This window comes from Actinobacillus genomosp. 2 (assembly GCF_029773605.1).
In the GTDB taxonomy this organism is placed as follows: domain Bacteria; phylum Pseudomonadota; class Gammaproteobacteria; order Enterobacterales; family Pasteurellaceae; genus Actinobacillus.
This window is the reverse complement of sequence record NZ_CP103807.1, coordinates 1208003-1234626: the sequence shown is the minus strand read 5'-3', so window position 1 is coordinate 1234626 and position 26624 is coordinate 1208003. Positions and strand designations below refer to the sequence as shown.

20 protein-coding genes are annotated in these 26624 nt (G+C 40.8%); 15 read left to right on the top strand and 5 right to left on the bottom strand.

The features are described from left to right. The first annotated feature begins 53 nt into the window (after positions 1 to 53). From NYR60_RS06030 to NYR60_RS06010, 5 genes are all read left to right on the top strand, one after another. Complete coding sequence (locus NYR60_RS06030) at positions 54 to 863, top strand: D-hexose-6-phosphate mutarotase (protein WP_279466129.1); 810 nt, start codon at positions 54 to 56, stop codon at positions 861 to 863. A gap of 124 nt (positions 864 to 987) precedes the next feature. Then, entirely contained in the window at positions 988 to 2955 is a 1968-nt protein-coding gene (locus tag NYR60_RS06025; RefSeq protein WP_279466126.1) for a site-specific recombinase, read from the top strand. 177 nt (positions 2956 to 3132) lie between these two features. Then, the gene (locus NYR60_RS06020) at positions 3133 to 5151 is read left to right on the top strand and encodes a M13 family metallopeptidase (RefSeq protein ID WP_279466123.1); all 2019 of its coding nucleotides are present in this window, start codon (positions 3133 to 3135) and stop codon (positions 5149 to 5151) included. Between the two features lie 74 nt (positions 5152 to 5225). Continuing rightward, complete coding sequence (locus tag NYR60_RS06015; RefSeq protein ID WP_279466121.1) at positions 5226 to 5456, top strand: zinc ribbon domain-containing protein; 231 nt, start codon at positions 5226 to 5228, stop codon at positions 5454 to 5456. 89 nt (positions 5457 to 5545) lie between these two features. Further along, entirely contained in the window at positions 5546 to 6037 is a 492-nt protein-coding gene (locus NYR60_RS06010) for a hypothetical protein (protein ID WP_279466119.1), read from the top strand. A 43-nt stretch (positions 6038 to 6080) separates the two neighbouring features. Here NYR60_RS06010 and mutL read toward each other — a convergent pair whose 3' ends face one another. The 4 genes from mutL to NYR60_RS05990 all read right to left on the bottom strand — a co-directional run bounded on the left by mutL (position 6081) and on the right by NYR60_RS05990 (position 9418). Next, positions 6081 to 7952, bottom strand: coding sequence for a DNA mismatch repair endonuclease MutL (gene mutL, locus NYR60_RS06005; RefSeq protein WP_279466117.1), 1872 nt, complete (start codon positions 7950 to 7952; stop codon positions 6081 to 6083). A 79-nt stretch (positions 7953 to 8031) separates the two neighbouring features. After that, complete coding sequence (locus NYR60_RS06000) at positions 8032 to 8307, bottom strand: deoxyribose-phosphate aldolase (RefSeq protein ID WP_279466116.1); 276 nt, start codon at positions 8305 to 8307, stop codon at positions 8032 to 8034. Between the two features lie 27 nt (positions 8308 to 8334). Continuing rightward, entirely contained in the window at positions 8335 to 8799 is a 465-nt protein-coding gene (locus NYR60_RS05995; RefSeq protein WP_279466114.1) for a glycine zipper 2TM domain-containing protein, read from the bottom strand. A 22-nt stretch (positions 8800 to 8821) separates the two neighbouring features. Then, the gene (locus NYR60_RS05990) at positions 8822 to 9418 is read right to left on the bottom strand and encodes a VOC family protein (protein WP_279466113.1); all 597 of its coding nucleotides are present in this window, start codon (positions 9416 to 9418) and stop codon (positions 8822 to 8824) included. A 97-nt stretch (positions 9419 to 9515) separates the two neighbouring features. Between NYR60_RS05990 and argS the strand changes: the two genes are divergently transcribed. From argS to NYR60_RS05940, 10 genes are all read left to right on the top strand, one after another. After that, positions 9516 to 11243: an arginine--tRNA ligase gene (gene argS, locus NYR60_RS05985; RefSeq protein WP_279466111.1), complete on the top strand. Its 1728-nt coding sequence runs from the start codon at positions 9516 to 9518 to the stop codon at positions 11241 to 11243. A 141-nt stretch (positions 11244 to 11384) separates the two neighbouring features. Further along, on the top strand, positions 11385 to 12560 hold the full coding sequence (gene cgtA / locus NYR60_RS05980; RefSeq protein WP_279466109.1) for an Obg family GTPase CgtA: 1176 nt from the start codon (positions 11385 to 11387) through the stop codon (positions 12558 to 12560). Positions 12561 to 12634: 74 nt separating this feature from the next. Further along, positions 12635 to 13249, top strand: coding sequence for an HI_0552 family protein (locus NYR60_RS05975; protein ID WP_279466106.1), 615 nt, complete (start codon positions 12635 to 12637; stop codon positions 13247 to 13249). A 1051-nt stretch (positions 13250 to 14300) separates the two neighbouring features. Next, positions 14301 to 21767, top strand: a complete 7467-nt coding sequence (locus NYR60_RS05970; protein WP_279466104.1) for a YadA-like family protein — start codon at positions 14301 to 14303, stop codon at positions 21765 to 21767. A 179-nt stretch (positions 21768 to 21946) separates the two neighbouring features. Next, positions 21947 to 22255 (top strand): type II toxin-antitoxin system RelE/ParE family toxin, encoded by a 309-nt coding sequence (locus NYR60_RS05965; protein ID WP_279466102.1) that lies wholly within the window; start codon positions 21947 to 21949, stop codon positions 22253 to 22255. Beyond that, a complete protein-coding gene (locus NYR60_RS05960) occupies positions 22252 to 22614 on the top strand; it encodes a helix-turn-helix domain-containing protein (RefSeq protein WP_279466099.1) in 363 nt (120 codons plus the stop codon). Before NYR60_RS05965 ends, NYR60_RS05960 begins: the two co-directional genes overlap by 4 nt. A 160-nt stretch (positions 22615 to 22774) precedes the next feature. After that, positions 22775 to 23719 (top strand): tRNA (adenosine(37)-N6)-dimethylallyltransferase MiaA, encoded by a 945-nt coding sequence (miaA, locus tag NYR60_RS05955; protein WP_279466098.1) that lies wholly within the window; start codon positions 22775 to 22777, stop codon positions 23717 to 23719. Positions 23720 to 23782: 63 nt separating this feature from the next. Next, on the top strand, positions 23783 to 24061 hold the full coding sequence (hfq, locus tag NYR60_RS05950) for an RNA chaperone Hfq (protein ID WP_279466097.1): 279 nt from the start codon (positions 23783 to 23785) through the stop codon (positions 24059 to 24061). A gap of 37 nt (positions 24062 to 24098) precedes the next feature. Continuing rightward, the gene (gene hflX / locus NYR60_RS05945) at positions 24099 to 25457 is read left to right on the top strand and encodes a ribosome rescue GTPase HflX (protein ID WP_279466095.1); all 1359 of its coding nucleotides are present in this window, start codon (positions 24099 to 24101) and stop codon (positions 25455 to 25457) included. 49 nt (positions 25458 to 25506) lie between these two features. Beyond that, the gene (locus NYR60_RS05940) at positions 25507 to 25830 is read left to right on the top strand and encodes a MazG-like family protein (protein WP_279466093.1); all 324 of its coding nucleotides are present in this window, start codon (positions 25507 to 25509) and stop codon (positions 25828 to 25830) included. A gap of 48 nt (positions 25831 to 25878) precedes the next feature. On the opposite strand, the gene crp is transcribed toward NYR60_RS05940, so the two are convergent. Beyond that, positions 25879 to 26556: a cAMP-activated global transcriptional regulator CRP gene (crp, locus tag NYR60_RS05935; protein WP_279467970.1), complete on the bottom strand. Its 678-nt coding sequence runs from the start codon at positions 26554 to 26556 to the stop codon at positions 25879 to 25881. Positions 26557 to 26624: the final 68 nt, after the last annotated feature.

Below are 26624 nucleotides of genomic sequence, written 5' to 3'. Positions count from 1 at the left end.
AAAAAAGTTGTAAGTTTGACCGCTTGCTTTTGGATGTGTTAAAGGAGTGGAATATGAAAACTGAATTTATTCGCCAAATCAGCCAAGGCATCAGCCTTGAAAAATGCAATGAATTATATGTAATTCGGGTAGATCACAAATTAGGGGCTGCGGTAGTTGCCTTACAAGGGGCACAATTATTAAGTTGGCAACCAGCTTCGGCAAAACAAGATGTATTATGGGTATCTGAGCTTGAGCCATTTCAAGCGGGAAATGCAATTCGTGGCGGTGTGCCGATTTGTTATCCGTGGTTCGGTATGGCAAAAAGCCCTTCACACGGCACAGCTCGTCTTCGTGACTGGTCGCTCAGCCATTATGAAATGGATGAAGAATATGCCTATTTAGAATTTTCGCTCTATGACGAACAAAATATTATCGAAGCGAAAATTGAAATGGCGTTTAACCAAGAATGTCATTTGATTTTTACTCATTATGCAGAGCAAGAAGCACAAGCGGCATTGCATAGTTATTTCAATGTGGCGGATATTCAGCAAACCGAAGTGAAAGGATTACCGCATGAGTGTTTTGATTCGTTAACTAAGCAATTTGTGCAAGTGCCTTCACCACGTAAAATCAGTGAAAATGTGGATTGTATTTATAATGCAGAACAATCTATCAGCCGTATTGAAGATATAGCAAATCAACGCACAATTCAAATTGAGCATATTGATGCGAGTGATATCGTGTTATGGAACCCGTGGCATAAGCCGACCAGTGCGATGAGCGAAACCGGTTATCAAACAATGTTATGTGTAGAAACTGCCCGAATAAACCGCAACTTACAACAGGGTGATAGCTTTGAAGTCATCTTTAAATTAGTTTAGTATCTATAGACTCTAATTTAACTAGCGGTAAGGGAAACCTTACCGTTTTCTTTTGAACTTTTTCTCGAAAAATAGGCTCATAATTACCGAAGTTAATGAAAAATAGGAACAAATTTTACTAAATATGCCAAAAATAGAATTGAATAAAACCAATCTTTTAGCCTTTGTGAACGAACAAATTGAACAAAATGATGCCTTTACTTTGGTTAACGGCTTATGCCAATGGCTGAGGGGTGGAGAAGCTGAACAGGCGGTCGAAAAATTAGAATTTTTTACTCACTTACTGAAACAGCGACCGGAATTTGGGCAATCTGTTGCGACTTTAGTCTGTCGCTGGCTTTGTCAGCTTCGTTTATATCCGATTTTAGTCAGTAGTGGTATGTTAGCTCGCCAAGGTTTCGGACGTGAAATGCGTCATCGCTTATATGAGAAACTTAATCCGTCTTTTAAAGATGTAAATGATTTACGTGATGTGTTTATTTTACTGTTTTGCGATCGTCACGATATTGATTGGATCAATGCGATTCCGACCAAAAGTTGGTTAAATTTCCTGAATAGCTTAAATCGTTTTGTGAATGAGCAGGACCGTTCTTGGCTGTATGAACATATCCGCCACGAAGGGCTATTTGCAATTAAAATGCTTTCGATTTGGATTGCGGCGGAAGATTTAGAACCGGAACTGATTCGTTTGGATCGCACATTATTAGATGCTGATTCACCTTTTGTCGCATTACAAAAAGAAGTTTTTTTATGGCTGGAAGCCCGTCGTCAAAATCAATGTTATGACGATGGTCATTTACAAGTAATGTTTGAACAATCTCGCCAACTGGTAGACCGTTTACAGAAAAAAGGGGCAACAGCCGGTTCATCACTCGGCGTAGCACATTTACTTGAGCGTTTAAGCCAAACTTTAGATCGATTAGCAATGTTAATGGAATTATTCTCGACTAATCGTGTAGCACGTTTACGTATCTTACAAATTACTAAAATGTTAGTGGAGGCTTCGGCGAAGCAACACAGTATTTCCGATTTATGGAAGCAAAGTGTCAAAATGCTTTCTCGTAGCGTTACTCAACATACTAGTGATCACGGCGAACACTATATTACTCGTGATAAAAAAGAATATTTCAGTATGTTTTATTCTGCTGCCGGCGGTGGCGTGCTGATTGCACTAATGGCGTTATTTAAAGTGTATTTAGGTGGAATGATTGACGATAAAGTTTGGAAAGGTATTGCGGAAGGTTTGAACTACGGTATCGGCTTCACGATCATTTTTATGTTGCATTTTACCGTGGCAACGAAACAGCCGGCGATGACTGCCGCACGTTTTGCCGAGGCGGTTGAGCGAAATCCGCAAGGCAGAGCGGTCAATATGAAACTGGCACAATTATTAGTAGATGTATTACGTTCACAAAGTATTGCGGTTTTAGGCAATGTGATGGTATCTATGGGCGTTGCTGGATTAATTGCTTATGGTTATGCACACTATACCGGAACACCGTTATTAGATCGTGCAACCGTAGAATATCAACTCGGTTCGATAGACCCAACCAAAGGGACTTTATGGTTTGCGGCAATAGCCGGTTTATGGTTATTCTGTTCGGGGATTATGTCCGGTTATTTTGATAACCGTAGCAATTATCTCAATACTCGTATGCGTTTAAGACAGCACCCATGGTTAAAGGCAATTTTACCATTATCCATGCGAGAAAAATTTGCTGATTATATGCACGATAATATCGGTTCGATTATCGGTAACTTAGGCTTCGGTATGTTACTTGGAATTACTGGGGTGATCGGTTATTGGTTAGATTTACCACTCGATATTCGACACGTTGCATTTTCTTCGGCGAATGTCGGCTATGCGGTAGTGAGTGAATCATTAGGTTGGCAAGTGTTGTTACAAAGTATCTGTTTTGTCCTAATGATAGGGGCAGTTAACTTAATTGTGAGCTTCTCATTAACATTATGGATTGCCTTGCGTTCACGTAATACCGAAATTGACAGCTGGCAAGAAATTTTAAAATGTTTATGGGATATTATCCGTAAACGCCCGTTAAGTCTTATTCTTCCGGTGCAGTTGAATAAATAATTGTGGAATAAAGTGGTTCGGTTGATCATATTTATAGGTATTATGTAGCAGTTGCACAAAAGTATATTTGTAGGGGCGAACTGTGTTCGTCCTTATGATATTCATTATAAATTGTTTGAGCGAATGCAATTCGCCTCTACATTATTGAAACAGATAATTAATAATAGTAAATCATTTATGAAAAAAACATTTCTAACTTGTAGCCTTGTGCTAGCGGTTTCGGGCTGTAGTAGCAGTTATCAATCTACCTTAACAGAAGGTGTGGATAATACGGTTGCCCCACAACAAGATTTTTATCGTTTTGTAAACGGCAAATGGTTGGCAAAAGCACAAATTCCGGCAGATAGAACCTCATGGGGTACGTTAGCGGAATTAAATGAATTGAATGAACAACGTTCGATTAAATTCTTACAAGCGGTCATTTCCGAGCCGAAATTTGCCAACGATGTGAAAGCCCAACGTTTAAAAGCGCTATATGAAACTTATACCGATTTAAATGCACGTGAACAAGCAGGGCTTAGCCCGATTGCCAAAGATATTGAGCAAATTAAACAGATCAATACCTTTGCCGATTTAGAACGCTATTTGATTGAAGAAACCAAAGCTGGTAACGAAGTATTATTCGGTTGGTCGGTATTTGCTCACTTAAAAAATTCCCGTCAAAACGGGGTCTATTTAAGCAATGTGGATTTGGGTTTAAGCAACGATTATTTCCAAAAAGATACGCCGGAAAATCGAGCCACTTTAAAACTGTATCAAGAATATATCGCACAGATTTTAGGCTATGCTAAAGTCGAAAATCCAGTAGCAAAGGCGAAAGTAATTGTTGCTTACGAAAAAGCGATTGCGAAAACGTTGTTTACTAATGAAGAAGATCGTGACATTCAAAAACGTTATAACCCAACCAATATGGCACAGCTGAAAAAACTGAGTAAAAACATTGACTTAGCTCAGTATTTAAAAGCGGTTGGCGTGGAAGCCGATGAGGTGATTTTATATGAGCCTCGTTATTTCCAAGCGTTGGATCAGCTTATCAATCCACAAAACTTAGCGGTCATTAAAGATTATTTATTATTCCGCACGTTATCGGATAACGCCCCTTACTTAAACAAAGCAATGGATGATGTGCGTTTTGAGTTCTACGGCAAAAAATTAGTCGGTCAGAAACAGCAACGCCCGTTAGAAAAACGTGCTTTAGCCACGATAAATAGCTGGCTTGGACAAGAATTTGCACAGTTTTATGTGGCGGAATTTTTCCCACAATCAGCAAAAAATGATGTGTTGGAAATGGCGAAGTATTTAGTGAAAGCCTATCATCAGCGGATTGATAATCTCACTTGGATGTCGGCGGAAACCAAACAAAAAGCGAAAGCCAAATTAGATAAGTTTATTGTCGAAGTCGGTTATCCGAACAAATGGCGAGATTACAGCAATTTAACTCTGAAAACTGTTCAGCAAGGCGGTACGCTCTATGCGAATATGCAACAAATTGCGAAATGGAGCTACGACTACAACCTTGCTAAAGTCGGTAAACCGGTTGATTTAAATGAATGGGGAATGTTGCCACAGGTGGTTAATGCTTCATACAGTCCGTTGATGAACCGCATTGTGTTCCTGGCTGGCATTTTACAAGCACCGCTTTATAGCCAACAGGCAGATCCAGCGGTCAATTTCGGGGCTATCGGGGCGATTATTGGACACGAAATTACCCATGGCTTTGATGATAGCGGTTCAAAATTTGACGGCGAAGGAAATCTAAAAGATTGGTGGACGGCAGACGACCGCAAAAAATTTGAAGCCTTGGCTGATAAATTAGTCGCACAATTTGATCAGTTTGAAGTCGCACCGAAAGTTTTTGTCAACGGGCGTTTCACTTTGGGGGAAAACATTGCCGATTTAGGCGGTTTAAGTATCGCTTACGATGCGTTGAAATTGTATGAGCAAGATCACGGCACTAGCCCGACGATTGAAAACTTTACCAGTGATCAACGCTTCTTTATGAGTTGGACACGTTCATGGCGTCATAAAGCAACCGTACAAGCATTAACTCACCAAGTGAAAAGCGATCCGCACGCACCAGGGCAATTCCGTGCTTATGCACCTGTGCTAAATATCAGTGGTTTCCATCGTGCGTTCGGCACTAAAGCTGGCGATAAAATGTATCGCAATGAAGCGGAACGTATTCGTATTTGGTAATTGCAAGCGGTCGGATTCCAGCAAAATTTTGCAAAAAATCGCTGAAATCTGACCGCTTAATTTAAGGGAATTTTATGGCATTACAACGTTGCCCAGAGTGTCGGCACAAAATTAGCGAGAGTGTTATCGCTTGTCCGCATTGCGGTTTTTCATTTAAAGAAGCGGACTTAGCCGTTTATCGTGAGAAATTGGAACAACGCCGTTTACATAATCAGGAGCTTAATCGCCAAAATATCAAGATACAGCTTTTTTGGTTAGCGGTGTTTAGTCTTGTGATTATCGGAGCGAGTTTATTGTTAAATTAATTCGTAAGTAATCGGTATTATATTGAGTTGTTATGAACATAGAGTAAAATATATTGTCATAAAAAACCTAAGATTCGAGGGAGAATTAAATGAAATTAATCAAATCATTAACTGCTTTAGCATTTGCATCATTGGTTACACTAAATACGCAAGCGGCGGAAGTGAAAACATCAGCCGAAAAACCGACACAACAAGCGGTAGTAAAAGATAAAAATCTTGAAAAATTTAATCGCCAAGTAGAATTAACTTTTACGGAGCGTGGTATCGGTCAGCAAGATAATAAAGCGGTTGCAGTATTCAAATATGTGGTAAGAAATAAAGGCAAAACGCATATTAAATCCATTACATGGCACTCAGTTTATGCCGTAGGCGATCAAGGTTTTTTTGCCCAAGATATTCCGGTTGTATTTGATAAAACGCTAGGCTCTAAAGCAAAAACAGATGTGACGATCAGTATCCCGCTTGAGTCATTGCCAGAAAATGTACGCCAAATTTTATCTGATCCTAAGGCAAGCGTGCGTTCATTAAATGTGGCAAAAGAATTAGTCTTTGCGAATGGTGCGAAGATTGTTGTGAAATAGTGGTCAAAGAAGAAACGCTAAGCTGTATGCTTAGCGTTTTTTGTTAATTTAATTGATTTAAAAAGCCTGAAAAATCTACTTCCACTTTTAGCTTTTCCAATTCTGCTTTGGCGACTTGTTCACTCTCTGCCAGCCAATTTACTGCCTCTGACAAGCTATAAGCGGTCGGAATGGGTGCAAATTTTGCAAAAAATTGGGCTAAATCGACCGCTTGTGCATCCAGTAAGGCTAATAAGATTTGTTGTAAATTCTGTTCTCTTAATAATCTCGGCACTTGGGCAACCGAAAGACGCATTTGTCCTTGCCACGATTTCTCCTTGATCGCAAATCCCAAGTTTGCCAATGCTGTTTTAAGGGTTTGCCAACGCTGTGTTTGTGGCTCGTCTAAACTTAAATTCAACGGAATCAGTAACGCTTGGCTTTCGCCTTTGGCAAGTTGTGTTTGAAACCGTAAGCGAGCTAATTTTTCTAGCGAAAGCAAATAAAATTGTTGTTCCGCTTTTAGCAGTAATGCCTGATTTTGCACAATGGCTAACGGCTGCCAATGTCCTGTTGCCGTTGGGACGGATTGTATTGGCTTATGTTCAGCATCTTCTCTTTCTTGTGCAAAAATTATCGGTACGACATTCGTTTTCGGCTCAATAATATCCTGTCTGCTATCTGATTGAGCTTGTGGTTGACTAACCAATTCCCCATACCATTTTTGTGCCGATTTGGAGACATTTGTTGCACGAGATGAATAACTTGGCGTACGAGAAGCGGTCGGTTTTGCCAAATTTTCTGTAAATTCGACCGCTGGTTGCGGTGTTAAAAAGCTATTACCACCTGCCGCAATACGATTGCTATCTCGCTGATAACTCGGTAACGGCTCATTCACTTGATCGACTAAACCGATTTCTGCTTGTCCCTGTAAGGCGGTTTGTACGCCCTGTAAAATAAAATCATGTACCAATCGTCCTTGATGAAAGCGTACTTCGTGTTTTGCCGGATGTACATTCACATCGACTTGACTCGGTTCAATATCTAAAAAGACCACAAATGCAGGGTAATTGCCGGCTGGCATATTGGTTGCTTCATAGGCTTGGCGAATAGCGTGATTAATCGTTTTATCACGCATCATTCGCCCATTTACATAGCTATAACACAAATCGTTTTGCAACGTGGAAATCGCTGGTGATCCAATCCAGCCATATAAATGTAAATCGCCGTGTTGCCAGTCGATATGGATCGCATTTTGAATAAACTCATCACCACAAATTGCCGCTACTCGACGTTGTTGCTGTTCGACCGAATTATCTTGCACTTTACGATATTGGCGAACTGTTTTACCGTTGTGGGTCAGGGTAAAGCCAATATTCGGTTTCGCTAGGGCAATACGGCGAACCACCTCATCAATATGTGCAAATTCGGTTTTATCGGTACGCAAAAATTTACGGCGTGCCGGCGTATTAAAGAATAAATTAGCGACTTCAATCGTTGTGCCGACCGGATGCGAAGCCGGCTGGATTTCCACTTCCATTTCACGCCCTTGTGCATACGCCTGCCAGGCTTCCGCTTGCCCTTCCGGGCGAGAAGTGAGTGTTAAGCGAGAAACTGAGCTAATACTTGCTAATGCTTCACCACGAAAGCCTAAACTTAAAATCATCTCCAAATCTTCCAAACTGGAAATTTTACTGGTCGCGTGACGTGCTAGAGCCAAGGCTAAATCTTGTTTACTGATACCGCAACCGTTATCTCGAATACGGATAAGTTGTGAACCGCCTTTTTCAATATCAATTTGAATCTGATTTGCACCGGCATCCAAGCTGTTTTCCACCAATTCTTTTACCACTGAGGCAGGGCGTTCCACTACTTCACCGGCTGCGATTTGATTAGCGAGTTGAGGAGGAAGAATATGAATAAGATGTTGAGTCATAACTTTCGGCACTTTAGAAAAAATTATGGTCGCCTAAATCGAGAGATTATAGGCGACCATTTTGAAGGGATTGCTTTAATTATTTAAATTCGTAACGACGAATCGTTGTTAAATCCGCATCTTGTTGTTCGATATTGTCGGATAGATTCACGCGAGCACCTACAGTAGCGTGTGAATCGTATTTACGAGTAACTGTAACAACATTACCGTCGTCTTTTTTAACGGTTAACTGAACAGTATCTTCAGATAATGTTTTGCTGTCTAAAATAGTCGCATTACCTTTATCTGCATAGAAGTCTTGAGTACAAGCGGCTAAAGCTACTGTTGCTAATAGAGCGAGAGAAAATTTTTTCATTATGAATATCCTTAAAAGATAAATAAATTAAAGAAGTGATACGTTCAAATCTGAATTTGAGCCTACAATTCTAACACGTTTGCCTGGAGCAAAACCATCCTCTTTTTTCTGAACAACAACGATTTCTTGACCATCATCTTTGCGAATTACCATTTCTAATGAAGAAACTTGGCTTACTTTCTCTTCAACCGTGCTACCAATCATTGCACCGGCAATCGCACCAACTGCACTTGCAACCGCTTGACCAGAACCACCGCCGACAGTAGAACCGGCTAAACCGCCTAACACACCGCCACCGACAGTACCGATAACGCCTTGGTTATCCGCTTGAATTTTGACATCACGTACAGAAACAATCGTACCATAGCTGATTGAACGAGCTTCTTTCGCTTGGTTTGAGCTATATACGCTACCGCTATAAATATCGGTATTTGCACAACCTACAAGAGTTAAACTGGCAAATAAAGCAGCTGCTAAACTAAATTTTTTCATATTGTTCTCCAACAAAAGTTGTTCAGAAATGATCCTCTGATCGGACCACTGTATTTATATCATAAGGGTGGAGCTTTAGACAATAAGGATTGGAATAAGTTTTACTTTTTAATGAAATTGCAATACTCGGATTCGGTAAACGTTCTCCTTCTACCTGTGGCTGACTGATTTTAAGCTCAAGATTGGCATTAATTTTTAAATGAAATCGTTTTAAGGTACGTTCAACCCATTGCTCAACCGTTTCGTTTTTCTTCATCGGATAAACCATTTCAATATGTTCCCAACCTTGTTGCGGATAAACTTTATCTTTCGGGAACGGTAATTCGATAATTGAAACCGCTTGCCCTAAAAAAGATAACGGCTGACTGAGTTTGATAAGAGCTATCGGTCGCCCGTTTACTTCACTTTCTTTTAATAATTCACCGTGTTCGAGTAAGAACGAACGCCATTGTTCAGCGGTATATTGTTCATTCATTCTGACTGCCAAATGGTCAATCTCAAACTGGTTTAAATCCAACATTGCTAAGTGTGCAATTTGCTGAATTTTTTGTTGAAATTCAGAAAAATCGCCAAAATAAGCGGTCATTTTCTCGTAAAATTTTGCATTTTCTTGTATCATAGAGCGTTTTTCCTTTCGAGTGCGATTTAAGGCACTATTCGGATTTTTTAAATGTAATATCGTGCAAAAATTGCACGTAGAAAAAGGTTATATATTCGTGAATATTCAACAGATTTTATCAGACAAAATTAAACAAGCAATGATTGCGGCTGGGGCGGAAAGCAATGTTGAGCCGCTTGTTCGTCAGTCAGGCAAACCAGAGTTTGGCGATTATCAAGCAAACGGTGCAATGGGTGCGGCGAAAAAATTAGGTATGAACCCACGTGAATTTGCACAGAAAATTTTAGATAACGCAGATTTAAACGGTATTGCCGATAAATTAGAAATTGCCGGCCCGGGTTTTATCAATATTTTCTTAAACCAAGCATGGTTAGCAAATCAAGCAAGTGAAGCATTACAAGCGGTCAATTTTGGGATTAAAACTTCAAATCCGCAAACTATCGTGATCGACTATTCTTCGCCGAACGTAGCAAAAGAAATGCACGTAGGTCACCTACGTTCAACTATTATCGGTGATGCGGTGGTGCGTACCTTAGAATTTTTAGGGAACAACGTGATTCGTGCTAACCACGTCGGTGACTGGGGTACGCAATTCGGTATGTTAATCGCATACTTGGAAAAAATGGAAAACGAACACGCCAGCCAAATGGAATTAAGTGATTTGGAAGCGTTCTACCGTGCGGCAAAAGAGCATTATGACAGTGATGAAGTGTTTGCTGAAAAATCACGTAACTATGTGGTGAAACTCCAAAGTGGTGATGAATATTGCCGTACGATGTGGAAAAAATTAGTCGATATTACCATGCACCACAACCAAGAAAACTACGACCGTTTAAACGTTACCCTTTCAGAAAAAGATGTGATGGGCGAAAGCCTTTACAACCCGATGTTGCCGGAAATCGTAGCGGATCTAAAAGCAAAAGGTTTAGCGGTGGAAGACGATGGTGCATTGGTGGTGTTCTTAGACGAATTTAAGAACAAAGACGGCGACCCGATGGGCGTGATCGTACAGAAAAAAGACGGCGGTTTCTTATATACCACGACTGATATTGCCGCTGCGAAATATCGCTATGAAACGTTAAATGCTGATCGTGTGTTAGTGTTCTCGGATTCTCGCCAAGCACAACATATGCAACAAGCGTGGTTAATTACCCGTAAAGCAGGCTATGTGCCAGAAAGTTTCAGCCTTGAACATCCATTCTTCGGAATGATGTTAGGTAAAGACGGTAAGCCGTTTAAAACGCGTTCGGGCGGTACGGTTAAATTAAAAGATCTGCTAGATGAAGCGGTGGAACGTGCGGATAAATTAATTTCAGAGCGTTCAACCGATTTAACTGCAGCAGAAAAAGCGGCGGTAGTGGAAGCGGTGGCAATCGGCTCGGTCAAATATTCGGATCTTTCGAAAAACCGTACCACAGACTATGTATTCGACTGGGATAATATGCTGACCTTCGAAGGCAACACCGCACCGTATATGCAGTACGCTTATACTCGTATTCGTTCAATCTTCAACCGTGCCAGCATTGATGTAAATGGCTTAAATGGCGAAATTAACTTAACTGAAGACAAAGAACGTGCGTTAGCGGTTAAACTTTTACAGTTTGAAGAAGCGTTGAATGGCGTGGCAAAAGACGGTATGCCGCATATTCTTTGCCAATACTTATACGAATTAGCCGGTGCATTCTCAAGTTTCTACGAAGCTTGCCCAATGCTGAATGCGGAAGAAAATGTGAAAAACAGCCGTTTACGTTTAGCTGCATTAACAGCGAAAACGCTAAAACAAGGTTTAGATCTCTTAGGTATTAAGACGATTGAAAAAATGTAATGAAATGTCCCCCTCTTTTGTAAAGAGGGGTTAGGGAGATTTTACAAGCGGTGAAATTTCTCCAATATTTTGCAAATTTTAGATCTAACAAATCTCCCTCTGCCCCTCTTTGCTAAAGAGGGGAGTAAAAAAGGAATAACAATGAAATTTATTGATGAAGCCCTGATTCGTGTCGAAGCAGGCGATGGCGGTAACGGTTGTGTGAGTTTCCGTCGTGAAAAATATATCCCGAAAGGTGGGCCGGACGGTGGTGATGGCGGTGACGGCGGCGATGTTTATTTAATCGCTGACGAAAACTTAAATACGCTTATCGACTACCGTTTTGAAAAACGTTATGCTGCAGGTCGTGGCGAGAACGGTCGTAGTGCCGGCTGTACCGGACACCGTGGCAACGATATTACCTTACGTGTGCCGGTTGGTACGCGAGCAATCGACAATGACACTCAAGAAGTGATTGGTGACTTAACTAAACACGGTATGAAAATGTTGGTGGCAAAAGGTGGTTATCACGGTTTAGGTAATACCCGTTTTAAATCGTCGGTAAACCGTGCGCCTCGCCAAAAAACGAATGGTACACCGGGCGAAAAACGTGATTTATTACTGGAATTAATGCTACTTGCCGATGTTGGTATGCTTGGCTTACCGAATGCTGGTAAATCAACCTTTATTCGTGCCGTATCAGCAGCAAAACCGAAAGTAGCGGATTATCCGTTTACCACACTTGTGCCAAGTTTAGGTGTGGCTCGTGTCGGTGCGGATCGCAGCTTTGTGGTGGCGGATATTCCTGGCTTAATTGAAGGTGCGGCAGACGGTGCCGGTTTAGGTATTCGTTTCTTAAAACACCTTGAGCGTTGCCGTGTGTTAATTCACTTAGTCGATATTATGCCGATTGACGAAAGCGATCCGGCACAAAATATCTCCGTGATTGAAAGCGAGCTGTATCAATATAGCGAAAAATTATCGGAAAAACCGACTTGGTTAGTGTTCAATAAGATTGACACGATTGGCGAAGAAGAAGCACAAGCCCGTGCGAAAGAAATCGCAGAACAAATCGGTTGGGAAGGCGATTATTACTTAATTTCGGCAGCAACTGGTCAAAACGTGCAAAACTTAACCCGTGACATTATGGACTTTATCGAAGCGAACCCTCGTGAAGTTGCAGAAGAAAATAAAGAAGCGGATGAAGTGAAATTCAAATGGGATGACTACCATCAACAAGCAATGCAAAACCCTATCGAAGAAGATTGGGATGACTTTGATGATGATTGGTCGGAAGAAGATGAAGAAGGTGTGGAATTTGTTTACACCCGTAGCTAATCCTAGCTAATGACAAGCGGTTGAATTCGCGAAAAAATTTGCAAATTCGACCGCTTTTTATTTGAGGAATCAAAATGCTGAATGCCAAAAGTTGTGAATTATTCGAAATCCCGTTTTTTCAATTTGCGCAAATGAAAAAATATTGTCCGGAAGATATTCCGTTGATAAAAGCAAATTACAAAGCGGAGTGGCAAAAATGGAAAACATTGCATTTAGAAGTGGCTCGTCAGCTCGGTATGCCGTTTGCCGAACCACATATTGAAAAATGGTGTAACGGTTGGCAAGTGCGGTCGCATTTTTTTGCCTATTATAAATATGAATTTAACCGCAATTCTGCGGCAATTTTATCGGTGATTTTAAATCGCCGCCGTTTACAGGTGTGTTTGGATTGGCATTGTTACCGAGCGGATCGATCTCAGATTTCGTTAGCACAATATAACCAATGGTTAGAAAAATTAGACCGCTTGCAATACCGAGATTTTGAAGTATGGCACGGTGCGGAAAGTGAATATGCTGATTTTAAAACGCTTAAAGAAACCGATTTGTTGTCGCTTGAAAATGAAGAAGATTTTTGGTGTATCGGGCGTAATATCGAAAAAGCTGATTTGGATCAGATTGATATAGCGGAATTTATTTACCAAACCATTCGCCAATTATTACCGCTGTATGAAGCGTGCCATCAAAAATAGATTAGGGTTTATGAAAGCAGATGCTAGAAAAATTTAGCTGTTAAAGCTAATAAATAAGAAAACGCGAGAGAGTATATTAATTATGAGTCGAAAGGGCTAACTTACAAGCAAGAGAGGTAAAATTTTCGCCATCATCACGCATTCTCATATAGATCTTTCGACGTTTTCTATAATAAGGATTGCTGTTATTACTAATTAATAAATCAATAGTTGATTTTTGTTTATGCTGCTTTCTCACTTCATTAAGTTGTGACCATGCAAAAAAGGCTAAGTACCCAGTAAATAAACAAGTACCTAGCCCATAAATTAGTGACCAATCAATGCTCTTTAAAAATGTTAGCATTATTAGATCTCCCAACCCTCATTGAAATTAAATTTTTTCATTTTGTCCTCCTAATATAGGTTCTAGTTTAGAAAATTGAAGTGGATAATAGGATTGTCAATTTTAATTGTCAATATAAAAATTTTTACAGAAAATTGATGTTATTAGCGGGTTATATCTAAAATAAATTAGCACTTATATATTTATCGGGCGGAGTATATATCCGCCCTTATTTTTATATTTAGCCGTATAAACGTTTCTTTTCTTTATCCGACCAATCTCTATTTTCTCTAGCAATTTGCTGTTTTTCCGAATCAACAAATCTTCTTAGACAGCCCCAAAGGGGCTGTTCTATGCTTAACCACGTAAGACTTGCCGTGCGTGGCATAGACAAGCGGTTAAATTTTTACAGATATTTCCTATACTGTATTTCACTTCCCACAAATCTTTAAGATAATTCTTTAACAAAACAAAACAAAACAAAACAAAACAAAACAAAACAAAACAAAACAAAACAAAACAAATTTACAAATAAGGTCTAATGAGTAAATAAATTTATAGACTTTGGTATTTATTTGATTTTGATCATAGAATAACTTGTTCTTGTTATATTTGTAATTTAGGCAAATTAGCAATACAAGAGAAACGAATATCCTACGTAACAAAGGACTGTTTATTGGTGTAGTGATAATTTCGAAATGAGTAACATTGTAACATTAGGAAATGTTTATGAATAAAATTTTTAAGGTAATTTGGGATCATTCTTCGCAGACTTGGGTTGCGGTATCTGAATTATCAAAAGCAAAAGGTAAGACAAAATCAACCGCTAAGGCGATTGTTGTTGCATTATCAACATTAGGTGCAGTAGATGCGTTAGCGGCGACTGCTTACCAAGGCACGACACAAGCCGGTTCAGCAGTAGCAACAGCTGCAGATGCAACCGCGATCGGTGATACTGCATCGGCTGCTTCTTATGCAGTGGCGGTAGGTAGTAATGCTAAGGCAAATACTAACGTTGGTATTGCTATCGGTGAGAAAGCACAAACTAATCCTATCGATAATTTAGGATATAAAGGCAATAAAGTTGACCCAGTATTAGCTACGGATAGTAATAAATTAATAGCTATCGGTCAGAATACTAATGTAGTTGGTAAAAACTCTATCGGCATTGGTGCTGGTACTGTAATGGGTATCAATAATATTGTGATTGGTGCATCAGGTATCAGTAATCCGGATTGGCGTACATACGAGAAAGCGGATGGTACTACAGTTCAACGTCCAAAAACTGACCACGTTATTATCGGTAATGGCGTATCAGTTATGTCTGGTATGGGTTCTGTTGCGGTAGGTCATCAATCAGTTGTTGGCGGTGGCGATTATGTTACCTCCAAAGGTAATACATTATACGGTACGAGTGCAGACGCTTTTGCAACAGCAATCGGTACTAAAACACAGGCGTATGCGTTCGGCGTATCTTTAGGTGCGGGTGCAACCTCTGACCAGATTCGTTCAAACGGCGATCACTGGTTAACCGGTACAGTGGCAATCGGTGCTTATGCGTATACGGATAACGCAGCCGGCGGTAATGCGATCGGTTCAAATGCCTTTGTTAAAGGTCAAGCATCGAATGTAATCGGGGTTTCTGCACGAGCAGGTGCAGGTTCAGACTTCTCTAATGCGATTGGTTATAACGCCTCTGCACGTAGTGCATCAGGTATTGCTTTAGGTAACAATGCGATTGCCGGTCAATATAGTGCACAATCAATTATTGATGCAGGTAGAACGGTCTTAAACCAAGGTGAACCATCTACTATTGCTAATCAAGGTGCGATTACACAAGTAGCACCGGGTGCGACAGCGATTGGTTCTCAAGCAAATGCACTTTCTGACCATACGATCGCATTAGGTACTAATTCAGCAGCCGGCGGTACGGCGAAAGCGGATGTTGCGGTATTAGAAAAATATCGTGATGCGTTAACTGCACAAGTGACCGCAGCGACTAACAAGCGTAAAACGGCACAAGAAGCGTATGTTGCTAATCCGTCAGTGGCTACTTTATATGATTATAACCTAGCGGATCGTACTTTAGTTAACTTACAAATGACTTTACAAGATGTTCAATCGGATCTTGCTAAAGTCTTACCGGATAATGTGGTTTCATCTGATAGTGCGATCGCAATTGGTGCGGCAACTGTTGCAAGAAACCATTTCGCACTAGCCTTAGGTGCGGCAGCAAAATCAACCGGTAATAGTTCTACAGCAATCGGTCGTAATGCAAACGTAACCGGTAACTACTCAACAGCGGTAGGTTTCGGTAACGTGGTAAGAGGTGATAATTCAGGTGCATTCGGTGACCCATCTGTGGTTGACGGTAGCAACTCGACTGTATTAGGTAATAACCACGTGATTGCTAAAAACACAGAGAAAGCAATCAGTATCGGTAACCAAAACAGCCTTGGTGGTACAGGTACACGTAATGCAGATGGCGTTGTGGATCAAACTAAAGAATTAACCTTAGCTGACAGTGCAAGCGGTTCAATGGTTATCGGTAACAACAATACCGTTAATGCAGAAAACGTAATGGTATTAGGTAACAACATTACTGTTGCGAAAGAGAAAGCAGGTTCTGTCATTCTTGGTCAAGACGCAAAAACCGAAGGTTCGCACGCAATTGAAAACGTAACCTCTGCAACAATCGGTACTGGTGCAGCACAAGTAACTTATGATGGCTTTAAAGGTACTGTAAAAGACGAAGGTCGTTTTGTCAGCGTTGGTGCGAAAGGTGATGAGCGTAAGATCATTAACTTAGCGGCAGGTAATATTTCTGCAACTTCAACTGAAGCGATCAACGGTTCACAGCTTTATGCAGTAATCGACAAAGCACACGAAACACAAACGCATTACTATAGTGTAAATGACAGCGGTAACCACCGTGACAACTATAAAAATGATGGTGCAACTGGTGATGCTGCTTTAGCGGCAGGTGTTAATGCTTCAGCAACCGCTGACAATGCGATTGCTATCGGTAATGCAACAGCAGAGCGTGTTTCATCTATTGCTATCGGTGATGGTGCAAATGCAACAGGTATTAACGCTGCAGGCAACCAAGGTGGTGCTAATGGCGCAATGGATAGCCAACACTCTATCGCAATCGGTACAAATGCGAAAGCAGTTTCCGGTGGTGTAGAAGATGCTCAGGCTGCAACAGCGATCGGCTTAAATTCTGTATCTTATGGTCCGGGTACGATTGCTATCGGTCAGGGTGCAACGGCAGATAATAATGCTCATTCTGTACAATATGCGACAGCTATCGGTGTCAATGCAAATGCAAGTAACGATAATACGGTTGCAATCGGTAAAAGTGCGGCAGCAAGTGGCAATGAAGCAACCGCTTTAGGTCTTGGTTCAGAAGCAAAACAAACTGCGACGACAGCTGTAGGTTCTAAAGCAAAAGCGTTAGCAGATCAGGCGACAGCGGTCGGTTTTGATTCTTATGCTGCTGCACAAGGTACAGTTGCACTCGGTCAGTCTGCATCAGCAGAGAGAACAGGTGCATTTGCTGGTGGTATGTCGTCAAATGCAGGCGGTGAGCGTTCTGTTGCTGTGGGTAGCTCTGCAAATGCTGGTGGTACTTACTCTGTTGCAATCGGTAACAGTTCGACAAGTGCGACCTCTTCTTCTATTGCCTTAGGTAATGGTGCGAAAAATATTTATAAACCAAATGATCCTGATGCAGAAAAAAATCAATTAGGTTCTAACGCGGTTGCAATTGGTTTAAATGCTGAAACTAGCGAGTTAGATACTATTGCTATCGGTAACCGTTCTACTGCTTCAGGTAATATTGCTACTGCAATCGGTTCACAAGCGAAAGCAGAGGGTACAGCAAGTTTAGCTGTGGGTGACCGTGTAGAAGCGAAAGCAAATTTTGCAACTGTACTCGGTTCTTTCTCTAAAGCTGAGAATATCTATGATATCGCAATCGGTTCGGAAGCAACCGCTAACGGTGCTAACGGCGGACACGCACTTGCGATGGGTTATAAATCAGAAGCAACAGGTTTTGCATCAATCAGTGAAGGTATTTACTCTAATGCAAGTGGTCGTCAATCGGTTAGCTTAGGTTATGCTGCAAGTTCAACAGAAAATAACGCAATGGCATTAGGCCAAAATGCAACAGCATCATTACAAAATTCTGTGGCATTAGGTTCATTTGCAACGACAAGTGCTGATGCAACAGCTCAGTCTGCAGGTTTAACGGCAGTCACTTCAGCAAACGTAAACGGTGTTGAGTACGGTACATTTGCCGCAACCACACCAAAAGCGGTTGTTTCTGTAGGTAAAGCTGGCGATGAGCGTCGTATCCAAAACGTAGCGGCAGGTTTAATCTCTGCAACTTCAACTGATGCGATTAACGGTTCACAGCTTTATGCCGTAATTGATAATTCAGGTTGGAATGCAACGTCAGGTACAGCTAACGGTGGTGTACAGGTTGGTACAGCAACGCAAGCTAAAGTGAAAAACGGTGAAGAAGTTAAATTTATCGCAGGTAAAAACTTATCTGTAGAACAAGTTGATCAAAACTTCACCTTTGCAACGGTTGATAATCCTGAGTTTACCAGCGTGAAAGTGGGCGATACAAATAACCCAATCACAATTGAAACGAAAGATGGTAACAACCAAATCACAGGTTTAACATCAACTTTACCGGATACGGATAATACAACGACAAACCAAGCGGCACCGCAAGATGTAGATAATACGAAAGCGGCAACGTTAGGCGATGTATTAAACGCAGGTTGGAATTTACAAGAGAAAGGCGCAGCGAAAGACTTCGTAAAACCTTATGACACAGTGAATTTCATTGATGGTACAGGTACAAAAGTTAACATCACAACGGATGGTTCAGTATCAAATGTTAAATTTGATATTGACACAGCAGCATTAACGACGCCGATTACGAATAATCAGGCAGGTAATGTAAACAACGTTAACCAAGGTGATGAAAACAAACTTGCAACAGCAGGTGATGTGGTTAATGCCGTAAATAATGCATTCTGGACAGTTCACCAAAACGGTGATGCTGCAACTAACCAAGTGAAAGCAAGTAACGAAGTTCACTTTGTAGACAGCGATACATTAACGGCAACTGTAAGTAAAGACGGCGATACCAAAACTAACGTTACCTTTACTGCAAAAACATCAGACATTACGGTTGAAGGTGATGTAAATAACGCAGATGCAGGTAAAGCGACAGCAGTTAACCCGAACCAACTTGCAACAGCAGGCGATATCGCAGAAGCGATCAACAATGCTGGCTTCAAGTTAAAAACATCAGCAACAGATGGTGAGAAAGACGCAGCGTCAACAGGCGATGAGTTAATTAATCCAAGCGATGTAGTTGAAATGGTTGCAGGTAAGAACTTAAAAGTTAAGCAAGAAGCTAATGGTAAAGTGACTTACTCAACAACAGATGATGTTGAATTTAACAATGTGACTGCAAATAACGTTACTTCAAACAAAATTGAAGTACCAAATACGGATCCGAACTCAAATAAACCGAATATTACGATTGAAAATAACTCAATCACTGGTTTAGACAGTTCATTACCGACTGCATCTAAATTTGATAATGGTGTTGCAGGCAGCGAAGCTCCGAAATCTCAAGATGCTCCGACAAATGTTAATACAGGCAAAGCGGCAACGTTAGGCGATGTATTAAATGCAGGTTGGAACTTAAAAGAGAACGGTACAGAGAAAGACTTTGTTACTCCGTATGAAACCGTTGATTTCGTAAATGGTAATGGTACAACCGTAAATATCACAACGAAAGATGGCGTATCAAAAGTTAAAGTCGACATTGATGTGAAAGCATTAACTGGTAACATTACTAACAACCCGGATGGTACTGCAAACGGTGGTGATGTAAATAACGGTGGTAAATTAACTACAGTTAATGAAGTTAAAGATGCGATCAATAAGTCAGGCTGGAAAGTCACTGCGGATAAAGACGGTACAGGTACTGTTTCAGGTAAAACTGAAGAGTTAATTAACCCAAGTGAACTTGTAACATTCCGTGCCGGCGATAATATGGTATTAAATCAAGCAGGTAACGTATTTACTTATTCAGTAAATCCAAACCCAGTATTTACTACTGTAACCGCGAAAGACGGCGTAACAATCGGTAACAATACGGATACTTCTCCGAATGTAACGATGACAACCCAAGAAGGTTCACCAACCAACGTAGGTAAACCGGACGGCACAACCGGTGGCGATACTATTACTCCGTCAGCTGTGAAATTCGGTGATAAAGACGGTAATCCGGTACAATTAACCGGCGTATCATCTCCGTTAACAACGAAAGTAACACCGACAACGGATGCGAACGGTACTAACCCAGCAGATGTTCAGTTAGTTGATTTATCTAACCTAACCCTGGCACAGCAAAATTCTGCGGTAACAGCAGGCGATTTAGCAAATATGGGTTGGGTAGTATCCGCACCGGAAAACCAATATAAACAAGCGGTTAAAAACGCGAACGAAGTTAAATTCACCGGCGAAAACGGTATTAGCGTAACCGGTAAAACAGATGAGAATGGCGTTTATAACGTAACTGTAAAAGCGGATACGGCTAAAGTTGGTGTGAATAACGATGGTACTGCGACTAACGTTGATAAAGACGGTAATCCGGTAACTACGCCAATTAATCCGAATGCGCTTGCAACAGCAGCAGACGTGATTAACACTGTGAATAATACTTTCTGGAACGTAGCGGGTAACGGCGATGTGAAAGATGGTGTGAAAGCGGGTGATACGGTTAACTTCAAAGACGGTGCTGGTACAAAAGTTGTTATTAATTCAGACGGTAAAACAACAGACGTTCAATTTAACATTGATGTCAATGCGTTAACCGGTGATATTACGAACAACGCAAATGGTACTGCAAACGGTGGAGATACAGCTAATGGCGGTAAATTAACCACAGTTAATGATGTTAAAGATGCAATCAATAACTCAGGTTGGACTGCAACAGCAGGTCAAGGCGTTGATGGTGGCGAAGTATCTGGTAAATCGAATGAGCTTGTTAATCCGGGCGAAACGGTAACCTTTGATGCAGGTAAAAATATGAAACTTGTTCAAGAAAACGGCAAGTTTACCTACGCAACTAAAGACGATGTGACATTCAACCAAATGAATGCGACAACCGTTGTGGTAGGTGATCCGAAAGATCCAGCTAAATCGACTACATTAACATCAGGTGATAACGGCTTAGATGTGGGTGGTGATAAGATTAGCAATGTTGCAGACGGTGATATTTCTCCGAACAGCAACCAAGCGGTTAACGGTGACCAGTTATACAACTATGTGAATGTAAACGGCAAACCGGCAACGAACAAAGACGGCAAAGTTAACTTTGTAAATGGTTCTAATACCAATGTTTCTGTTGACCCTAACACGGGTGACATTGCATACAATGTTAACAACACAACGTTAAATGTTGCAGATGCAGGTAACGTGAATGTTCCAACTGGTGAAGAAGCAAATAAATTTGTAAATGCAGGTGATCTTGCTAATACACTTAATAATGTTGCTTGGAACGTGGAAGCTAAAGCAGTTGAAGGTACAACAGGTAAATCTGAATACCAAGGCGGCGATAAAGTGAAAGCGGGCGACAAAGTCAGCATTAATGCAGGTAACAACATCGTAGTAAGCGGTAAAGGTAAAAATATCAATATCGCAACTTCGAAAACACCTGAGTTTACTTCGGTACAAGTTGGTAAAAATACTGTAATTAGTGAGGGTAAAGACGTTGATGGTAACACTTCTGTAAATGTTGCTAATAAAGACGGTTCTCCAACACGTATTACTAACGTGAAAGCAGGTAAAGCTCGTACTGATGCAGTGAACGTAGGTCAATTAAAAGACGAAATCGGTGGTGTAAACCGTCGTATTAACAAAGTTAATAAAGACTTACGTGCTGGTATCGCAGGTGCGAATGCGGCAGCAGGCTTACCACAAGTTTACATTCCGGGTAAATCAATGGTTGCAGCTTCTGCGGGTACATTTAAAGGCGAAAGTGCGGTAGCGGTAGGTTACTCACGTGCGTCTGACAATGGCAAACTTATCTTGAAACTTCAAGGTAATGCAAATACTCGTGGCGACCTTGGTGGTTCTGTGGGTGTAGGTTACCAATGGTAATTTAACGCTTTACTCAATGAACTGAGTAAATAAGATAAAAACGGCGATAGGTGCAAACTTATCGCCGTTTTTTATGGATATAGCTAATTTAAATCGTTGTATATTGATTTTTCTGTATTTGATGATTACATTGAGATATTACAAGGTAGTAGTATAATACATTTGGTAAGGAGAGGTTAATGTACACTATTATTGAAACTCTGAAGTTTGAACAAGAATCTAAGAAAATTTGGGATGAAGATGAGCGTTTAGCCTTCTTTACTTATATTTCGCAGAACCCAAAAATTGGAGATGTAATTCAGCATGGTAAAGGCGTAAGGAAAGTTCGTTGGCATTATCAAGGGCGTGGAAAACGTGGTGGTGTAAGAGTACTTTACTTTAATGTTTTACAAGCAGGTTTCATTCTGATGATTGATATTTATTGCAAGAGTGAAAAAGAAAATATTTCGGATAAAGATCTAAAAAAACTAATGGAGTTAACAAAATGACGGATTATGCAAAACTTACTCAAGATGCAACCAAAGACTGGGATATTGATGCAATGGTGCAAGCAATTATTGCTGATGATCCTGAAATGGCAGAATATGCTAATGATTTACGTCTTTCACTAGCGAGTGCGAAAAATGGGGAAATCGGGAGAATATCTCAAATTCAGGTTTCCCCTATTGTAGAAACTCGCCAACGAGCGAACCTTTCACAGCCGAAGTTTGCTGAAAAATTAGGGATTTCTGTTGCAACGCTTCGTTCATGGGAACAGGGGTTACGTAAGCCGAGTGGCGCGGCAAAAACTTTACTGGATCTGTTACACAAACGCCCAGAGCTCATCAATGAGATTTCCCATGTTTAATGATTTTTTAAGCCTTCTTTATTGAAGGCTTTATTTACTTTGGTATTGTAATTCGTGCTGTGAGGCAATCGCTAAGAAATGGCTAACAAAAGGAATTCCATTTGGGCTTTTGGCAAATTTCCGCTAAAATGCGACCGCTTGTAACTTTAGACGGAATAATATGAATCAGAAACCTTTAGCAATTTTTTTAATGGGGCCGACCGCTTCGGGCAAAACGGATTTAGCAATCGCATTACGTCAAACGCTGCCGGTGGAAGTAATTAGTGTCGATTCGGCATTAATTTATAAAGGCATGGATATTGGCACGGCAAAACCGAGTAAAGCGGAATTGGCACTTGCCCCACACCGTTTAATTGATATTTTAGATCCGAGCGAAAGTTATTCAGCGATGAATTTTCGTGCTGATGCGTTACGAGAAATGGCAGCAATTCGCGAAAGTGGACGTATTCCGTTATTAGTCGGTGGCACGATGCTCTATTATAAAGCATTGTTAGAAGGGCTTTCGCCGTTACCTTCCGCTGATGATAATATTCGTGCGGAGATTGAAGCGAAAGCGGAGCAAATTGGTTGGAACGGATTGCATCGTGAATTATTAGAGATAGATCCGGTTGCCGGCAATCGAATTAATCCTAATGATAGTCAACGGATTAATCGTGCTTTGGAAGTTTTTTATATCACAGGCAAAACAATGACAGAGTTAACTGCTCAACAGGGTGAGAGTTTGCCTTATCAGGTGTTGCAATTTGCGATTGCACCACAAGACAGAGCGGTATTACATCAGCGAATTGAGCAACGTTTTCAGAAAATGATCGATCTCGGATTTCAGCAAGAAGTAGAAAAATTACGTGCTAGAGGTGATTTACATAAAGATCTGCCGTCTATTCGTTGTGTCGGTTATCGTCAAATGTGGGAGTATTTGGATGGCGATATTTCGCTCGATGAAGCGATTTACAAAGGCATTTGTGCCACTCGTCAGCTCGCAAAACGTCAATTAACTTGGTTAAGAGGCTGGAATGGCGAAATTGAATGGTTGGACAGTTTAGATCCGACCAGTTCTAAGTTAAAAATGATGAAAAAGATCGAACAAAACTTAATTAAATTATGATAATATCGTCTTCGCCTTTGGCACTAAAACAATATTCACCACAACAATAAAAAGGAAAAGAAAATGGCAAAAGGTCAATCTTTACAAGATCCATATTTGAATGCACTTCGTCGTGAGCGTATTCCTGTTTCAATTTATTTAGTTAACGGTATTAAATTACAAGGACAAATCGAATCTTTCGACCAATTCGTAATTTTATTAAAGAACACGGTAAGCCAAATGGTTTACAAACACGCAATTTCAACCGTAGTACCGGCTCGCTCAGTTTCTCATAACAACGGCGGTGCGGCACAAGCTCAACCTGCTCCGGCAGTTGAAGCGGCTGCGGACAAAACGGAATAATTAAGTTATTACTACTGAAGCCTTAATTCATAATGAAATGCCAAATACAGATGAAAATGCTGTATTTGGCTTTGCTTTATCTGAGAAACAGACAAAAGACTTTTCTCATACGCAAGATAAAGCGGTCTTAGTCCACCTCTTTCTTTCTCAAACTAAAGATATTGAGAATCTTATGGAATTTCAAACGCTTGCTGAATCGGCTGGTGTTGAAATTCTTGCCACCTTAACCACTTCTCGTTCTGCACCACATATCAAATATTTTGTCGGACAAGGTAAAGCCGATGAAATTGCTCAAGCGGTAAAAGAGTTGGGAACTACGGTGGTGTTAGTCAATCACGAGCTTAGTCCGTCACAAACTCGTAATTTACAAGCATTATGTGAATGTCGGGTGGTGGACAGAACCGGTCTGATTTTAGATATTTTTGCCCAACGAGCCAGATCGCACGAGGGTAAATTACAGGTCGAGTTGGCTCAACTTAAACATTTGGCAACCCGTTTGGTTCGCCGTTTGGGCAATCAAGATCAGCAAAAGGGCGGTGCAGTCGGTTTACGCGGACCGGGCGAAACCCAGCTGGAAACCGACCGCCGTTTGATTAAAGTGCGGATTCAACAGTTACAAAACCGCTTAGAGAAAGTGAATAAGCAGCGTAGCCAAAATCGGAAAACTCGCCAAAAAGCGGATATTCCGACCGTTTCATTGGTGGGTTATACCAATGCTGGGAAATCTACCTTGTTTAATGCAATCACTAATGCCGGCGTTTATGCAGCAGATCAGTTATTTGCAACACTTGATCCGACTTTACGCCGGATGCAGATTCAGGATGTCGGTACGACAATCTTAGCGGATACGGTCGGTTTTATTCGTTTCTTACCGCATGATTTGGTTTCTGCCTTTAAATCCACGTTACAAGAAACCACCGAAGCGAGCTTACTGTTACACGTGATTGATGCGGCGGATGATCGCAAAAATGAAAATATTGATGCGGTTAATCAAGTTTTAGACGAAATCGGTGCGTTAGACATTCCAACCTTATTGGTTTATAACAAAGTCGATAAACTCGAAGGTGTGATGCCACATATTGAGCGGAATGATGACGGCAAACCGATTTCGGTTTATCTCTCCGCACAAGCCAATCAAGGTATTGATTTGTTGTATGAAGCGATTCGGGAATGTTTACGCAATGAGTTAGTGCGTGAGAAGATATTATTACCGGCAACCGCTGGGCAAATTTATACGCAATTCCGTTTACAGAATTGTATTAAAAATGAAGCCTTTAATCAGTTTGGTGACCGATTGGTTGAAGTGGAAGTAGATTTAGTACAATGGAATAAGTGGCTCAAACAATTCCCGGAATTGGCAGAATATATTGAGTTTGCAAGTTGGGAAGAAAGCTAGAATACAAGCGGTAGCATTGCTACCGTTTTTTACAATTTAAGGAAGTTATATGCAGATTCAAGATTATCAAAATTGGGTTAGAGAATTTTATCAAACACAGGGTTGGTATCGCTATAACCCGTTTATTCGAGTAAACTTTTTAAGTGAAGAAGTCGGTGAGGTGGCACGTGCGGTGCGTGCAATTGAAATTGGTCGGGATCGCCCGAATGAAACGGAAGCGTCTTATCAAGAAAAAAGAAAGTGTTTAGTGGAAGAACTGGGTGATGTGCTGGATAATCTATTTATTTTGGCAGACAAATACGATATTTCGATGGAAGAAGTGATTGAAAAGCACCAAGCAAAATTTATCAAACGCTATGTAAAAGACGAATAAAAAAAGACCGCTTGCTAGTGTTAACAAGCGGTCTGATTTCATTAAACTTTAGCGAGTGCCGTAAACCACAATGGTTTTACCGTGGGCTGAAATTAAGCCTTCATCTTCTAACATTTTTAAGATTCTGCCGACCGTTTCACGTGAACAACCGACCATTTGTCCGATTTCTTGTCGGGTGATTTTAATTTGCATTCCCTCAGGGTGGGTCATCGCATCCGGCATTTTCGCCAGATTCATTAAAGTTTGTGCAATACGACCGGTGACATCTAAGAACGCAAGATTACTGACTTGACGTGACGTTTGGCGTAAACGGCGAGCCATTTGTGCTGAAAGATACATTAAAATATCTGGGTTTAAATGCACAAGCTGTTTGAATTTTTTATACGAGATTTCTGCAATTTCGCAAGCACCTTTGGTTTTAACCCAAGCGGTACGCGGTTGAACAGATTCTTCAAATAAACTGATTTCCCCGACAAATTCGCCTTGACCAAGATGCGAAAGAATCATTTCTTTGCCTTCTTCATCTTTGATAAATACCGCAACGGATCCGCTAACGATATAAAATAATGATTCGGCATCTTCCCCAGCGTGAATCAGCGTATATTTTGACGGATAACGATGAATATGACAGTGAGTCAGAAACCACTCTACCGCAGGATCGTGGATAGAGGGTGTGACAGTCATTTCACTGTCTAATTGAGGTGTTGAAATTGAAATATCTTGCATCTGCATAAAAAACCTCGATAAATTCTTTTATAGCTTTTAATATTTTAAACTAAGTGATTGTATCACGG

Excerpts from the sequence above, each read along its gene's own strand:
- NYR60_RS06030 (WP_279466129.1), top strand. The coding sequence starts at position 54 with ATGAAAACTGAATTTATTCGCCAAATCAGCCAAGGCATCAGCCTTGAA.
- NYR60_RS06025 (WP_279466126.1), top strand. The coding sequence starts at position 988 with ATGCCAAAAATAGAATTGAATAAAACCAATCTTTTAGCCTTTGTGAAC.
- NYR60_RS06020 (WP_279466123.1), top strand. The coding sequence starts at position 3,133 with ATGAAAAAAACATTTCTAACTTGTAGCCTTGTGCTAGCGGTTTCGGGC.
- NYR60_RS06015 (WP_279466121.1), top strand. The coding sequence starts at position 5,226 with ATGGCATTACAACGTTGCCCAGAGTGTCGGCACAAAATTAGCGAGAGT.
- NYR60_RS06010 (WP_279466119.1), top strand. The coding sequence starts at position 5,546 with ATGAAATTAATCAAATCATTAACTGCTTTAGCATTTGCATCATTGGTT.
- mutL (WP_279466117.1), bottom strand. The coding sequence starts at position 7,952 with ATGACTCAACATCTTATTCATATTCTTCCTCCTCAACTCGCTAATCAA.
- NYR60_RS06000 (WP_279466116.1), bottom strand. The coding sequence starts at position 8,307 with ATGAAAAAATTTTCTCTCGCTCTATTAGCAACAGTAGCTTTAGCCGCT.
- NYR60_RS05995 (WP_279466114.1), bottom strand. The coding sequence starts at position 8,799 with ATGAAAAAATTTAGTTTAGCAGCTGCTTTATTTGCCAGTTTAACTCTT.
- NYR60_RS05990 (WP_279466113.1), bottom strand. The coding sequence starts at position 9,418 with ATGATACAAGAAAATGCAAAATTTTACGAGAAAATGACCGCTTATTTT.
- cgtA (WP_279466109.1), top strand. The coding sequence starts at position 11,385 with ATGAAATTTATTGATGAAGCCCTGATTCGTGTCGAAGCAGGCGATGGC.
- NYR60_RS05975 (WP_279466106.1), top strand. The coding sequence starts at position 12,635 with ATGCTGAATGCCAAAAGTTGTGAATTATTCGAAATCCCGTTTTTTCAA.
- NYR60_RS05970 (WP_279466104.1), top strand. The coding sequence starts at position 14,301 with ATGAATAAAATTTTTAAGGTAATTTGGGATCATTCTTCGCAGACTTGG.
- NYR60_RS05965 (WP_279466102.1), top strand. The coding sequence starts at position 21,947 with ATGTACACTATTATTGAAACTCTGAAGTTTGAACAAGAATCTAAGAAA.
- NYR60_RS05960 (WP_279466099.1), top strand. The coding sequence starts at position 22,252 with ATGACGGATTATGCAAAACTTACTCAAGATGCAACCAAAGACTGGGAT.
- miaA (WP_279466098.1), top strand. The coding sequence starts at position 22,775 with ATGAATCAGAAACCTTTAGCAATTTTTTTAATGGGGCCGACCGCTTCG.
- hfq (WP_279466097.1), top strand. The coding sequence starts at position 23,783 with ATGGCAAAAGGTCAATCTTTACAAGATCCATATTTGAATGCACTTCGT.
- hflX (WP_279466095.1), top strand. The coding sequence starts at position 24,099 with ATGCCAAATACAGATGAAAATGCTGTATTTGGCTTTGCTTTATCTGAG.
- NYR60_RS05940 (WP_279466093.1), top strand. The coding sequence starts at position 25,507 with ATGCAGATTCAAGATTATCAAAATTGGGTTAGAGAATTTTATCAAACA.
- crp (WP_279467970.1), bottom strand. The coding sequence starts at position 26,556 with ATGCAAGATATTTCAATTTCAACACCTCAATTAGACAGTGAAATGACT.